Source organism: Acidovorax cavernicola, from assembly GCF_003581445.1.
This window is the reverse complement of the sequence record NZ_QXMN01000001.1, coordinates 353,174-368,460: the sequence shown is the minus strand read 5'-3', so window position 1 is coordinate 368,460 and position 15,287 is coordinate 353,174. Positions and strand designations below refer to the sequence as shown.

The window sequence follows — 15,287 nt, the reverse complement described above, 5'->3', positions numbered from 1 at the left end:
CTCGTCATCCCGTCGTGGAAACACGCCATGCGGCCGATGCTAGGCAGGCTGCGTGATGCCGCGATGAAACGCAGGGCTGACACGAAACCCCAACGCCGGCGTGATAGACACAGGGTGTGCCCGCCGCCGTCGCGGCCCGCTGCCCACCACCGACCATGCGCCCTTTCACTCCGCCTTCCGCCCGCCTTCTCGTTCATGCCGCAGGCCTGTTGCTGGTCGTGGCCGGTGTCGCGACCTGGGCCCGCCTGCTCACGCCGTCTGCACCACCGGTGCGCGCCGCACCCGCGCAAGCTGCAGTGGCCGATCCCACATCCGGTGCGCTCGCAGCCTGGTTCGGACCCGGCGAGGTCCGCGCGAACATCGCGGTCAAGGGGTTGATCAAGGGCGCGGGCCAAGGCGGCGTGGCAGTGCTGTCGGTCAACGATGGCGCGCCGCAGCCCTACCGGGTCGGCGACGCGCTGGGCCGCGCGCTCACGCTCTCGGGCATCGAGGCCGATGCGGTGACGGTCGACAAGGCCGGCACGTCGCTGCGCATCGCCGCGCCGGTGCTGCCCACGGCGCCCGGCATCGTGCGCGCCGCGCGCTGAGCTTTCGCTGCGGTCAGGGTGCCGTTTCACGCGGGCGCGCGTCCGGCGCCGAGGCCCAGCTCGATAGCGCGTGCAGCAGCCCGCGATTGACGCGGAAATCACCGTCGCCCGACTCCGGCAGGAAGGCACCCGACAGCGCCCGCGTGACCACGCGCACCGCGCGCGGATCGCCGCCGAAGGCCTCCAGCTCGCGCGCGAAGGCGGCGCGCGCGGGCAACTCGTCGGCAAAGCGCTCGAAGCCCACGAACCAGCGAAAGAGCATGTTGTAGGCCAGGCTCTCGTGCACCTTCTGCGCGTCTTCGAGCGAATAGATGATCTGTAGCATCAGGCTCTTGAACAGCGTCGACGCATCCACCGTGCCGCCATGCTGGCGCTCGAGCTCCGCCAGCAAGGTGCGTTCATGGCGCAGCGTGTCTTCCACCTGGTCGCGCAACGCCACCAGCGGGTGGCTCTGGGGCACCAGTGCGCGCAGGTTGTCCGCCTGCACCCAGGCCTGGTGGCTGACGATCCAGACCCAGGGCGAGCCGTAGCGGTTGACCGCCACCGGGCCTTCGCGCGCGCGCTCCACGATCTTCGAGAGCCGGGCATCGAGCTCCTGCATGGTGACCCGCAACGGTGACATCCACTTCATCATCTTCCTCCTGGCTCCCTTCAGCGGGTCTGCGCGCTGCCCTGGCGCAATTCGGCCAGAGCCTGCCTGAGCGTCGTGTCGACCCGCCGCGCCGACATGCCCTGGCGCCGGGCCACGTCCTGGCGCGACATCTCGTGCCAGCGCAGCGCCAGCAGCACCGCGCGATGGCGCTGCGGCAGGCGCGCCATCGCGCGGTCCACGGCGGCGATGTCTGAGCGCGCCTGCGCGATCTGCGCCGGGCCGGGGTGCGGGTCGGCGAATGCGTCCAGATCGCTCCCTTCCGCGCTCACGCCCTGCCAGCGCTTGCGCGTGCGGATGCGGTCCATCGCGAGGTTGGACGCCACGCGGTAGACGTAGGCATCGGGGTTCGCGGGCGCCTCCTGCAGCGGGCAGTCGCCCAGCCGCAGCCAGGCTTCGTGCAGACATTCGCTGGCCAGGTCCGCGCAGCCGAGCTGGCGTTCGAGACGCTGCTGCAGCGGTGCGTATTGCGCCACCAGATGGCGCTGCAGCTGCGCGCCTGGCGTCGGCGCCGGTGGCGCCATCGGCCTGGCTGAAGGCACCGCGACCCGGTCGTCGATCAGTCGCCAGACCGCGGGCAGCATCGAGGAGAACCGGTCCGGGGCGCGTCGCAAGGCGTGAGGATGGGGAGTCATGGTCGGTTTCGCTGAGCGCCCGTCGCGCCGCCCCGGACTCTCCGGTGGCGGCAGCGGCCAGGCCTGGGACAACAAGGGAAGGAACACGAGCGCCCGTCGGCCGGGGCGCGGGCTCGACGGGGCGGTCAGCGTTGCAGGTTGGCGCGCTCCTCGTCCGTCAGTTGCCGACTCATGGCCGGCGGCAGGTTGCCGCCGCCACCGAGCACGCGGATCACGCTGCGCGGGTTGTAGCTCGCGGCGGTGGTGGTGGCTTTGGCGCCATCGGCGGGCGCCTGCGCGCCGTTGCCGGCACCGCCGCTGGCGGGCTCGTTGCCGAAGCCCAGCACGCGCACCGTGAACACCGAGGGCAAGGCCTGGCGTGCGGCCGCGCGTTCGCGCTGCATCACGTCCTGCGCGGCCATGCTGGCCTGCGAGGCGGCCGCGCTGGCGTTGGTGAGCGCGCCCACGTTCACCGAGGCCACCACCGGCAGGCCGGCCGATTCGCCCTTGACCTGGATGTTGGCCGCGTTCACCACCTGCAGCGCCGCCACGTTGACGTTGCCCGAGACGCGGATGCCCGCCTCGCCCGCGTCGATGGTGCCCAGCGGCGCGATCAGGTCGACGTCGCCCGGCGGTACTTCGGCGATCGGTGCCAGCGTGGCGATGCCCGCGCCCGAACTCGGCGCCTGCGGCGAAATCTCGACGTTGCCGAGCGCGTCGTACACCCGCTTGGGCGGCGTGAACACCACCGTGGTCTTGGCGCCGCGCCCGGCGTTGATGTCGCCCTTCTCCGACCACGCGAGGATGTCGCCGCCGAAGGTGGTCATGATGCGCGACAGCCCGAGCAGCAGGCTGCCCTCGCTGAAGAAGCGGATGTTGCCCTGCCCCTGCGTCAGCACGCCCGAGGTGGCCGGCGGCACCGCGCCCTGCACGCCCAGGATGATGCCGCCGCCCGGCGCGAGCATGTCGATGTCGCCGCCGAACTGGGTGCGAACGCCCGAGCCGCCGAACATCGTGATGTCGCCTTCGAGCGCCGTGCGCATGGGGAACAGCGTGGCGATCATCTCGCGCCCGCGCAGATAGCTGCCCTGGCGCGGACCGTCCACGTCGTTGTACTCGCGCCCGCCTTCGCGCAGCTCGGCGTAGTACACCTCGCGCAGGAAGATGCGTTGCTGCGCCGGGGCCAGCGCGTCGAAGTACGCGAGCGCCTGCGCGGTGGTGCCGGCGTCGAAGCCGTAGCGCGCCTTCAACCATTCGGCCAGTTCGGTCTCGTAGGTCTTCGCGGCCTTGCCCGGTTGCTGCGCCAGCGGCGTGCCTGTGTCGGCGCGGTTCGACGGATCGAGGTAGCGCGCGCGGATCGGCGCCATGTCCAGCCCCTGCGTCGCGGCCTGTGCACCGACGCCGGCCATGAGCGCGACCGAAGCGCCCGGCCGCGTGTCGCCGGGCACGATGGGGCCGATCGAGGTGATGCCGCCGCGGTCTTCCTGCCGCAGGTGGCGGCCCGCCGAGACTTCGAGCGTGCCGGGGCCGGCGATGTCGACGTTGGCGTAGAGGATGTCGCGGCCGGCGGAGATCACCGAGACGTCGGTGGGGTGTTGGTGGACGATGAGGTTGCCGCGCTGGCGCATGCCTTGGAGCTCGCCCGGAACCACCCCCCAGAACGTACCCGGCGCATCGCCAGTGTTGACGATGTCCCGGCCGGCCTTGATCCAGACCGGTCCGGCGGCGTGGTACCAGGTCGCGCTGCCGTCGGCCAGGGTCAGGGTCTCGCCGGTGCGCAGGCCGACGATGTCGCCGCTGGCTGCGTAGAAGCGAACGGGCGGCGCAGCGGCGTCACGGGGGAACGGCTGCGCTGCCGTGTTCGGGCCGAAGGCGAACAGCGAAGGCCCGAGGAACTGGGAGCCAGAAACGGCCATCCCCGTGGGCGAGGCGTTGGTGACGAACTGCTTCACCCCCTGCGCGTCGAACTCGGCAAAAAACGCAGGATTGAACGGCGTCGGCAGCGGCGTGCCGGTGCCCGACATGCCCATGGCGAGTTGGCCCGCGTAGATCGAACCGCCCGACAGCATCTCGAATTCGCCGCGTGCGGAAGGCGCCAGGGTGAGCCCGTAGCTCAATGCCACGGGGTAGTCCCGTGCTTGCGGCAGCGCCGCATAGCCGGCGTAGATGTTCCCTGTCAACGCGGCGGCGTGAAAGATGCCCGGATAGACGATCCATGCGTCCGGCGAGGTGGTCTTCAGTGTCGTGTCAGCGTTGTCCCGACGTGCCATCACAGGCGTCAGGTGCCCGCCCGCCGACTGCAGGTCGATGGCGCTGCGGTCGCTCCAGAGGCTGAACCAGCCCTGCCCGCCCCCGTCGTAGCCGGTGCCTTCGAGGCGGAAGGGCGAGTTGTTGGGCGTGGGTACGCGCCCGGGGTCGGCCGCGGCGCCGAGCACCAGGTCACCGCGCGTGCTCAGGCGCATCGTCGCATCGCCCGGCAGCAGGTTGATGCCGCCACGCGCGTCGGCGAAGGTCGGGTTGAACGGGTCGATGGCGCGCGTGTCGATCGGGTCGCGCATGTTGAAGTTGCTCGACAGGTACTGCAGGCCCAGGCTGCCGATCGACGCCGTGCGCACATCGGTGCTGCCGCGCAGGTTGGCGATGGCGCCGGTGAGCACGAGGTTCTCCGCGGCCCCGTTGAGCGCGCGGTGCGGGTTCAGGGCGCCAGCCACGCGCATGTCGATGTCGCCGCCGCCCGTGAGGGTCAGCGCGCCGTCCGCGCCGACGCGGCCGGTGCTCGCCACGGCGAGCACGAGCCCGCCGCTGCGGGGTCTGTCCTGCGAGTTCACCAGTGGCTGCGGCGTGCGCGGCGCGATGGCCCCTGCGTCTCCACCGACACGCACGCTCAGGTTGCCGCCACCCAGCGTGCCGAAACCGGTGAAGCCGGCCAGCGTCGGCTCGGTGAACAGGCCAGGCTGTACGAGGCCGCCGATGTAGGCGCCGAAGTTGATCCACCATGCGCTCGGGATCGGGCTGTCGATGCCCGCCGTGCCCGAGCCTTGCCGCCAGAGCCAGTTGCCGGCCAGCACGCTCGAACGTTCATCGGAGACGATGTGACCCACGAGGTCCCCGCCCGCCGCAATCAGCAGGTTGCCGCCCTGCTCGGGGTACCACGCGCGGTAGGTGGACAGCGCGCCGCTGTAGTCGGTCAGCGGCGACTGCGGTCCCAGCGGGCCGTCGGTGCCGGCACCGCGCGGGCGGTTGTGATCTGCCTCGGTCGCGGTCGCCGTGCCTGCGGTGTACACGCCGAAGGGCGAACGCATCCGCAGGTCACCTGCTGCCAGCAGTTCGAGGTCGCCGGTGCCAGTGCGCAGCACGCTGAAGGCGGCCGTGCTCGGCGAGCCGATGGCGACCGGATCGCCGCCACCGCCGGGCATGCACTGACCCGGGTACTCACACCATGAAATCTCGCCGGGCGGCACGGGTGTCCCCGGCTCATAGCCGAACCAATTGCCCGGGGCCCAAACCATGCCACCGCCGGGCGTTTCGATCTTGAACTTCAGCACGCTGTGCGCGTCGGCCAGTTGCAGCGCCGCGCGCGAATCTGGCCGCACGGCCCGGCGGTCGGCCGCGCCGAGGTCAGCGCCTGCCACCAGTTGCAGGTCCCACGAGGTGGCACCTTCGCCGAGCATCGGTGCAATCGCCCAGTTGCGTCCCTGCACGCCGTCGACCGTGGGGCGCAACTGCACCGGCGTGTTGCCCGGCAGTTCCACCGTGGTGTTGGACGGGATCAGCGCGCCGCGCGCGAGCTGCAGCGGGCCGGCCATGGTCATCTCCACCGGCATCTCCACGCCTTTGGGCCAGGTCAGCGCGCCCACCGAGGCGGGCGTGCGCAACGCGGTGCCGGCACCCAGCCGCGTTTCGGGCGGCAGCGTCACGGCCGTCGCCAGCACCGAGCCCGCGGCATGGGCCAGCGAGCCATCGGGGCGGTAGATGTTGGCCGCGACCACCGTGCCGGCCGGCAGGCTCCACGGCGCTTGCAGCACCGCGTCGACCGGCAGCACCGTGCCGGCGGGCAGCGTGGCCGCGTTCACTGCCACGCTGTAGTTGAGACGAGCGCCCTGCGGAAAGCGGGTGCCGGTGTCGAGCGTCACGCCGTCGATGGGCACGACGACCTCGCCGCCCGCGTAGCGCCCTTCAGCGAGCATCCAGCCGACATCGTCCGGCGTGGCCGGCGGCGGTGCGAAGCCGTCGTTGATGCTGCCGTGCACGTTGAGCGCGCCGGCCGCGCGAATCACCAGCTTGCCGGGTTCGCCGAAGCCGCGACGCGCCGGATCGCCGCGGTCGGCTGCGGGGCCGTAGCGGTAGCCCGACAGGTCGAGGTCGCCGTCCACCGTGAGGTCGCCGTTCGGGTTGTTCAGCCGGTCGCTCACGATCTCCACGCCGGGGCGCAGGTGATAACTGCCCAGCCCCGCGAGGCGGCCGCCCAGGGCCGCATTGCCGAGCGCGGCCTGCATGAAGTGCTGGCTGTCGACGTCGATGTCGTCGAGGTACCGCTGGGTGATGAGCTGCGGCCGGTGGCCCGTCACGTCGGGCAGCGCGGCCAGCGGTGCATCGTCGTAGATGCGAAAGGCATTGACCGCGATGGTCTTCGCGCCCGCGATGGCCGGCGTGCCTTCGACCGCCACGGCCACGTCGTTCGTGCCGACACGCGGTGCATTGAGGTCGAGCGTGCCGCGCGCGCGGCCGTCGTTTTGCCCGGCGCGGGAGCCCACGGGCACGTCGGTGCCGGCGCGCAGGTCGATGCGCGCGCCGCTGCCCAGCGTGAGCGTGCCGTCGCGGCTGGTGAGGTCGATCACGGCGCGGTTCGGGCTGTCGATGATGCGGCCCGCGCTGTCCACGCGCAGGCCGGTGCCGTGCGCGTCCAGCGTGCCGTTCACGTGCAGGTCGCCCGCCGCGGCCAGCCGGATGGTGCCGACCTGCATGCCGCTGGCGTCGATCCGCCCGTCCACGCGCAGGCTGCCGCCGTCCAGCGCAATGGACACCTCGCGCGCCTTCACGCCGTCGCCCACCACGAGGTCGCCCTGCTTGATCTGGAAGCGTCGCGCGCCGAACACGCCGCCTTCGTTGAGTCGCTGGTTCAGGCCCGCGAAGTCGGACAGGGTCCGGGCGCGCACGGTCAATTCGCCCGCCTCGTAAGGCACCATCGTGCCGCCCGCGTCGTAGCTGCCGCTGGTGGCGCCGCGCAGTGCGCCATCCAGCGCCACATGGCCGGCGCCCTCGCCCAGCGCCACGGCTTCGATCGTGCCTCCGCGCTGGTTGCGCGCCGACACGTCGATGAGGCCGCCCGCCGCCTGCGTGATGTGGCCGGCCGCGCTGGTCATCAGCAGCTCGCCGCCGGCGCTGTCCTTCGCGACATCGAACAGCGTCACCGTGCGGCCCGACAGGTCGATGCGCGAGGCCGCGCCGAGCGTGATGTTGTCCGTTGCCGCCAGCACCAGCCGGCCGGAGGGCAGCACGATGCTGCCCTCCAGGCCGACGCGCTTCCCCCTGAGTTCCAGTGTCGCGCCCAGCGCGTCGCTCGTGCCGGACTTCACGCCGTCGGGCCCGGCCACGGTGATGTCGCCGCCCGCGGTGATCCGCATCGTCGAGGCCGCCTGCCCCGTGAACACCGGCGCCACGACCGCAAGGTTGCCGCCTTCGTAGGCATAGCCCTCGCCCGGCGTGTACGCGCCCTGCCGCTGGTGCACCGCGAGCGTGCCGCGACCGCTGGAGGTGACACGCTCGCTGGCCGTCAGCTTCACATCGGCGAAGCCCAGCGCCAGGCGCGCATCGGTGACCTGACCGCTTGGCTGCGCATACGGCCCGTGGCCCAGCACGATGGTGCGGGCGCCGATGTCGAGCGTGCCCGCGCCCAGCAGGTCGGCCATGGCTGCGCCGGGCACGGCGTCGGAGCCGGACCAGACGAACTCGCCCGCGCGGATGGCGGCCACGTCGCCTGCCGCACCGTAGCCGTGAATGGCCGGCGTGCCGAACACCAGGCGGTCGAGGCTGCTGGCGTCGAGCTTCACCGCGCCGAAGATGTTCACGGCGTCGCGCGCGTTGAAGATCAGGCTTTCGAGCGGCGGCGCGCCCAGGGCTGTGTTGCCCGCGAGCAGGCGGTCCAGCCGCGCCTGGTTCAGCCCCAGACCCAGCGGCAGACGGCCGTTGGCGGCCGCGGCCGCAATCGCGGCGTCCTCGCCGAGGTTCACGGCGGCCACCGCGACCGACAGGTTGCGCGTGCCGTAGGACAGGTTGTCGGACAGGGTCAGCGCGCCGCTTGTGGCGATGGCCAGCGTGCCCTCCGACACCAGCTGCGTCGCACCGCTGCACGACGCGGTCACGCACTGGCCGACTTGGATGCCGACCCCGTACTGCGCGTCCGCCGCGGGCGTGCCCAGTTGCAGGTTGAACCAGCCGTTCGACAGGGCCAGCACCGACAAACCCGTGAACACGTAGCCCGCGCTCGAATCGAAGCCCGAGCCCTTCTGGCCGAGGGTGCTGAGCGACGCGCCCTCCTCGATGACGATCTGCCCCTCGCCCGCGTAGCTGGGGCCGCCCGCCAGCACGATGTCACCCGCCGACAGGCGCGCGCCGCTGCGCACCACCAGGCTGCCCGCGCCGGCGATCTCGACCAATCGGCCACGTTGCCCGTAGCCCACGAAGATGCCGCCGTTGAGCACCAGCCGTGGTGCGTGCAGCTTGCTGAGTTCGTCGGCCTGCACGGAGGCGCCGGCCAGGTCGGTAGCAGCTGTCTGCCCTGCTGCCAGCACCTCACCCAGGCCGCGCACATTCACCGTGCCGCCGAAGCCTTCGGTAGCAGGCGCTGCGTTCAAGCGGAGCTGACCGTCGAAGGTGAAGCCCAAGCGGTTCGTGTCGGTGTCGGTCGGTTTCGCCAGGAAGATGTCCAGCGTCCTCGCGTCGACCGTGAGCATGCCGCGCGGAAAGCCCTGGCGCGCGGCATCCGCGCGCAGGAAGGTGTTGTAGTCGGTCTCGTTGTAGCCCGAATGCGCGCGCACCTGCGTGCCGGGCGTGAGCACCAGGCGGTTCGGCAGCGTCTCGCGGATCGCGGTGTGGGCGACGCCCAGGTAGCCGGGCGCGACATACGAGCCGTTGCCCACGCCGGTCACGCCCGACAGGCCGATGCGGTCGCCCGCGCCGATCTCTACGCGAAAGGCGCCGGGCAGCAGCGCATAGGTCGAGGGCATCAGGGTGTAGGTGCCCGCCGGCAGGCCCGGCACGCCGGCCGGAATCGTGACCTGTTGCCCCATCGCCGGTGCGCCAAAGCCTGCTTCGGGCGCCACTGGCGCGTAGCTGGCCGCGCTGCCGGGCACGATGGCGTACACGTCGCTGCGGCGGTCGCTGTAGCCGTTGAAGGGGTTCGCGTTCGCAAGCGGCGTGGCCAGCACATCGACCGAGCCGCCGCGCCCGGTGGCGAAGCCCGCGCCCATCAGCGTGCCGCCGCCCGACAGGTCGAGCAGCGAACCGGCCTGCGCGTCGACATGGCGGGCGTTGATGCCAACACCACGCCCGACAATTGCGGCACCGCCCATGCCACCCGCGCCGTCCGGCGTCACGGTCTGGCCGTTGTAGCGATAGCTCAGGCCATCGACCGTGCCGCCGTAGGGCATCTGCAGGCCCGCACCGCTCACCGAGGTTTCGCTGCCAGGCAGCAGCACCACCCGTTCGGTCACCTCGCCTGTGGGGTTGGAGCCCAGCAGCAGGCGCCCCAATGGCGCGCGCACGACACCGCCTTGCTCGATGGTCTCGGCGCCGAGCCGCAGGCTGCCGAACGCGGAATACGGCATCGCGACCTCGCCCTCGCCCTGGCGACGGATCGCCAGCACGCTGCCCTCGGCATATCGCCGCGGCTCGCCGGAAGCGGGGTCTCGCGGCATCACGCCGGCCAGGATCTGCGCGCCAACGCCTGTCGCCGGATAGACCTGCGCGGCGGTCAGCGTCATCCGGCCGCTGGTCGACAACTCGGTGGTGGACTCGCTCGAGAGCCCCTGGCTCTGGCCGCCGCCCAGCAGGCGGATGTCTCCCCTGCTGCTGATTTCGACGTCGCCGAAGCCGCGGCGGTCCACCGTGTAGCGCGCCGTGCCCAGATTGACCTCGGCATGAGCGCCGAAGCCGACCCGGTCACGCACGTCGATCAGGTCGCCCAGGACCGCGAAGGTGCCATCGCCCGCCTGGGTGGACGGTCCCTGCGCCCAGCCGGCCTCAGGCATGATTGAGCCCTCCGGCATCTCGGTGGGAACGAGTGGTGTACGCACACCCGCAAGCCGCACGTACGGCGCGCTCAGCGCCACCGAAGTGCCCGCTGCCGAGGTTTCGCTGTGGGCATAGGACGCTGCATAGAAGCGCAGGCTTTGTCCCAGGGTCAACGCAACGTCGCCATCGAAGCTCAACGGGCCATGCACCAGCAGCGACAGGTTGTCGAAGCCCCCGGCCTCGATGCGATCGACGCTGATCCGGCCGGTGCCCGTGCGCAGGAGTTGCCGTGCGTCGAACCGCGAGGCAGAGGCTGCGAGCGGGCTGTCGCCCTGCGTCTGGGCCAGCACCATTTCGCGATGCCGCAGGAGTTCGCCCGCCGTGAGCGCGGTCGGATAGATTCCCGACTCGAGGGCCAGTGCCAGCGTGCCGCCCGCGGCGCCTGCTCCGCCTGCCGCTGCGCGCAGCGTGCCGTCCAGGTACAGGCCCTGGCTCGACGAGAGGACGATGGTGCCGCCGTTGCTCGCAACCGCAACTGGCGAGGCCACGCCGCGCGGCCCACCCGCGCCCGGATCGAGGTCAGCGCGCGTGCCCGACGCGTCGAGCAACGCGCCCGGGCGGACCACGACGAAGGCTTCGGGTGCCTGGGTCTTGCCGCTCTGCTCCCAATCGAACGCGCCACCGATGCGGATCGTGCCGCCATCGGGCACCTGGCCGTAGGCCCGGCCGAAGTTGTCGTAAGCCACCGCGGCCCGCGCCGAGGCGTCGAGCACGGCGCGCTCGCCGATCCACACCAGCCCGGGCTGGCCAGGCGCACCTGGCAGCCCGCTGCCTTCCACGCTGATCGTGCCGCCTGATGCGCGCAGCAGGCCGTCGACGGTGATCTCGCGCCCGCGCAAGCCGATGGACTGGCCCGCATCGACCGTGATTTCCGCGCCGGGTCGCACATCGATCGGTGCCCGCGACACCGTGGAGGTGCCGTTGTCCACGGCCGCCTGCAGTTGCAGGCTCGCGCCACCGCGCTGCATGAGCACGCCGCGCACCGGGTCTTCGGTCCACAACGGCGGCATCCACAGTTCCAGGGCTCGCACGGGCTCGCTGCCGCCCGCGATGGTCTTCGCGTCGGAAGCGAAGCGATAGACCGGCATGCGCACATCGAGCCTTGCGCCATCGGCCACGACCAGACCGAGGTGTCCGTTGATGTCGTAGCGCGAGAAACCCGTCTGGAAGATGCCGCTGTCGATGGCGATCTGCGCCAGGGCCGTGACAGGCCGGTCGAACACCGTGCCCGCCGCCACCCGCGTGCCGCTCGCAATGGTGAAGTCGGCGGGGGCCACGTGCCCCGTGGGGACGGTGACCATGCGCCCATACACGCTCACCCCGTTCGGAAAGATCGCCGCCGAAACAACGTAGTCGATCGGAAAGGTCTCGGGGCTTCTCATGTCGATGATCTTCGCGCCGGCGGGCACCGTCTGGGGTTCCCGGGGGTCGCCCGAAGCGTAGGAGCGGAAGCTTTCGACCGAACCGTTCACGATCGCAACGACCCTGAATCCGAGGCCCACACTGCGAGGCAGCACCCAGTCCGCAGCGATGGTGACGGCATTCGCGTCGTTGTCGGCGAAGAATGGCACCGCCCCCATCGGCTCTCCGGGACGCGCCCTCGTGCGCTCGTACTGGTAGTCGACCGGCAGGATGCTGCCCGCCCTCACCTGATAGTCCTCCAGCAGGATCAGGTCCGTGGCCGCGCGCTCGCCGAGCGCTTCGCCGCCAATCACCACCCCCGTGCCCGACGCCATCCGCAACGTCCCACCACCGCTCACCCCATAGCCACGAATGTCGCCATCCGCCTGCAGCAGGCCGTGGGTCGCCACCGTGGCGTTGCTGTCCGCCAGCAGGTCCACATCGCCGCCGCGCCCGCCGCGTGTCTTGCCGTTGGCCAGCACCGCGCCGCCCGAGGACACATCGATCAGCGACCCCGCCGCGAGGTCGATCGCGCCCGTGCTGCGAATCCGCACCGCGCCGCCGTCGAGGTACGGCAGGCCGCTGCTGCCGGACGGGTCCATCTGCAGGTTGCTCCACAGCCCGCGCGCATCGAGCGTCACGCCGGGCGCGACCTTCACGCCGATGGCCTCGGGCACCGTGCCTTCCGCCAGCGGCAGATTGGCGTCGCCCGGCCCCCCGACGTTGCTGGCGCTGCGCACCACGTTGCCCAGCATGATCTGGCCACCGCGCGCCGTCAGGTCGGCGCGCACCGCCACCGTCGTCGCGTGCAGCGCGATGCGCCCGCCCGGCGCCACGCTCAGCGCGCCGTCCACCGTGACCTCCTTGCCGGCCACGGCCACCAGCGCACCCAGGCCGAAGCCGCTGAGCTGCCGGCTGTCCAGGCGCAGCGCCTCCTTGTCAGCGGCCGGCAACGGGTCGCCAGCCGCAAGCCTTGCCGTGTCGGCGCCTGCCGCACCGTCCTCGAACACGATGCGGTCGAGCGTCGGCACCAGCTGGCGGAAGATGCCGGTCGCACCTTTAGTCGGGTCGTCGTTGGTGCCGACGATCTGGTTGTTGCCGAGGATGAGCTCCCCCGCGCGAGCCGCCGCGTTGTGCGACTGCGCATAGCCGTCGAGCGCGGCATCGCTCTTGGTGCCCTGCCCCGGCCCCTGGTAGGCGGTGGCCGTGATGTCGCCGCGCAGCACCGCCGCGCCCGTCGCCACTTCGAGGCGGCCCGCGTCGCGGCCCACCGTGTAGCCGTTTTCGAGCCGCTGCTGCGGCCCGATGAGCGGGTTGTAGAAGTAGCCCGTGGTCTTGTCGCCCCAGCGCTTGTGCTCGTCCTCGAAGCCCTTGTAGACGCCGGTGTAGACGATGTCGGCCGGCGCGCTCGACACCTCGTACAGCCGCCCGTCGCGGCCCTTGAGCCAGCTCTGGCGGATCACGCCGGTCTGCACGTCCAGCGTGCCGCCCGAGAGGTTGATGTTCGAGCCCGCCTGCGTCACCACCTCGGCGCCGGTGAAGACCACATGGCCGCCCTGCGCCGCCCATTCGCCGATGCCGTGGCCCTGCAGGCCCAGGTAGCCGCCCACCTCCAGCAGGCCGCCCGCCGTGTACCAGCGCTCGCCGTCGTAGCCGCCGGTGCCGGCGGCCACGCGCGTGAGCTTGCGCCGGTCGATCCACACGTTGCTGTTGTTGAGCATCGTGGTGTCGCGGTTGAGCGGCGCGTCGCGCTGTTCGTTGCCCTGGATGTTGATCTCGACGTTGTTCGACGACATCGCCACCCGCACACCCACGGCGCCCGACACGTCCAGCCGCGCGCCGTCGGCCACGGTGCTGCGCCCGCCCTGGCGGCCCGCGCTCACCGCGATCTGGCCGCCGGTGGCGAGCGTGGTCGAATCGCCCTCGAACAGCACGCTGCCGCCCGAGACGATCTCGATGCGCGACAGGTCGCGCCGGTCGTTGAGCTGTGAGAGGTTGTCGAAGGCGCCCGGCGCCGCCACGCTGCGCAGCAGGTCCTGCCTGGCCGATTCGTTGATCAGCGCGCTGCGCTGGCTGTCCAGCGCCGTGCGGCCGTCCTGCGTGTCGAGCAGCACCACGTTCAGCGCGCGCCCGGTGACGGTGACGCTGCTCTTCGCATCGGCGGCCGACGCCAGCAGATGGATGGTGCCGCGCGTGTCGACCGTGGTCGTGGCCAGCGCCACGCCGTCCTGCACCACCTTGCGCCCGGCCAGCGTGATGTCGCCCTCGGCCGCGCGCAGCAGGCCGGTGTTGGTCACCTGCCCTGCCGTGCTGTCGGGCAGGAACTGCGGCGCCACCTCGTTGCCGCGCGTGGTCGAGAAGGTGTTGCCGGCCGTGCCCTGCCCCGGCCGCACGATGAAGAAGTCGCCCGCCGCGAGCTGCGCCTGCCCGCGCGGCGTGGTGACGGTGCCGGCGTTGTGCACGTCCTTGCCCATCAGCAGCACATAGCCGCCGCCCTGCGTCACCGAGGCGGGCGTGCGCGTGGCGAGCTGCGCGCCCGCCTCGACCTTCACCGCGCCCTGCGCATCGGTGAAGCTCGGCGCATAGCCTTCGCCCGCACGGGCGCTGTGGATGCCGCGCGCCTTGAACTGGTCGTCGCTGATGTGCGCGGCGGCGGCCACGAGGTTGCGTGTGTCGGTCTGGCTGGTGCCGCTGAACACCACGCCGTTGCGGTTGGCGATGAGCACCGTGCCATCGGCCTTGATCTGCCCCTGGATCTGCGAAGGCCGCGCCTTCGGGTCGTTCACGCGGTTCAGCGCGGCCCAGTCGGCCTGCTGCTTGAACTCGACCGTGGTGTTGCGCCCGACGTTGAAAGTCTCCCAGTTCAGGATCGCGCGGTCGCCGGTCTGCTGGATCGCCACGTGCGTGCGGCCGTCGGCCGAAGGAAGCGGCTCGGGTGCCCTGGCGTTGTGCCAGCCGGCCGTGAGGCTGTTGGTATCGACCGCGAGGCCGCCTTCGGTCAGGCCGTCGGGCACCGACGACGGTGCGTTGCGCGCCGCCTCGCGCGCGGCTGCCTGTGCGGACTGCTGCGCCGCGATGGCCTGCGCCGCGAGGTTCAGGTTGCTGATCGAGCGCTGCAGCTGCACATTGGCCTGCTGCTGTTGCAACCCCGGGTTCGTGAGGCTCGATGCGGGCATGCCGTTGGGCAGACGCCCGCTCTGCATCGCACCGGCCTGCGCCGCGCCCTTGTCGGCGAACCAGGCCGGACTGAAGGCCTGCCGCGCCTGCGCCACGCCCAGCGCCCCCGCAGTGGCCAGCGCGACGGCCAGCGCACGCGCCAGCGGCGTGAGACGCAGCGCGTCCTCGGTCGAAACGGCGCGTCGGCGCGAAGGATGGGCGTGCGGATTCAGGACCATGATGAGCGGGAGCGGAACGGCGCGAAGGAAGAAACGGCGGGATCGAACGCTGCCCGGGAACCCGGACGGCGCGCGGACACATGGATGTCGTTCGCCGCACGGGCGATCGAGGGGAATCGGTGGGCGCGCAACGGCCGGGCCTGGCACGCCGCGAACAGCAACTGCCACAGCGCGAAGGCATCGCGCCAGGCCCGTGCATGGGCCGCGCTGCGTGCACACCAGCCCGCAAGCGCCTGCGCCTCGGCCTCGCCGCCGTGCTGGCGGTTCAGGCGCACGATCCAGGCCAGGGCTTCGTCGCTCAGGCAGGTGTCACGAGGCGTCGGTTGCATACCCCATGACGAGCCTGCGC

At 71.6% G+C, this 15,287-nt stretch carries 5 protein-coding genes; 1 reads left to right on the top strand and 4 read right to left on the bottom strand.

Going from position 1 to position 15,287, the window contains the following annotated elements:
* Positions 1-155 precede the first annotated feature (155 nt).
* Positions 156-587 carry a type II secretion system protein N gene (locus D3H34_RS01700; RefSeq protein ID WP_147400357.1) on the top strand — a complete coding sequence of 144 codons (432 nt, stop codon included), beginning with the start codon at positions 156-158 and terminating at the stop codon, positions 585-587.
* A gap of 13 nt (positions 588-600) precedes the next feature.
* Here the strand turns inward: D3H34_RS01700 and D3H34_RS01695 are convergent, their stop codons facing one another.
* The 4 genes from D3H34_RS01695 to D3H34_RS01680 all read right to left on the bottom strand — a co-directional run bounded on the left by D3H34_RS01695 (position 601) and on the right by D3H34_RS01680 (position 15,267).
* The gene (locus D3H34_RS01695; protein ID WP_167481097.1) at positions 601-1,218 is read right to left on the bottom strand and encodes a transposase; all 618 of its coding nucleotides are present in this window, start codon (positions 1,216-1,218) and stop codon (positions 601-603) included.
* A 20-nt stretch (positions 1,219-1,238) separates the two neighbouring features.
* Positions 1,239-1,871, bottom strand: coding sequence for an RNA polymerase sigma factor (locus D3H34_RS01690; RefSeq protein WP_119551606.1), 633 nt, complete (start codon positions 1,869-1,871; stop codon positions 1,239-1,241).
* A gap of 125 nt (positions 1,872-1,996) precedes the next feature.
* The gene (locus D3H34_RS01685) at positions 1,997-14,938 is read right to left on the bottom strand and encodes a filamentous hemagglutinin family protein (protein WP_119551604.1); all 12,942 of its coding nucleotides are present in this window, start codon (positions 14,936-14,938) and stop codon (positions 1,997-1,999) included.
* Positions 14,929-15,267: a FecR/PupR family sigma factor regulator gene (locus D3H34_RS01680; RefSeq protein WP_119551602.1), complete on the bottom strand. Its 339-nt coding sequence runs from the start codon at positions 15,265-15,267 to the stop codon at positions 14,929-14,931. Before D3H34_RS01680 ends, D3H34_RS01685 begins: the two co-directional genes overlap by 10 nt.
* Between the last annotated feature and the right edge of the window lie 20 nt (positions 15,268-15,287).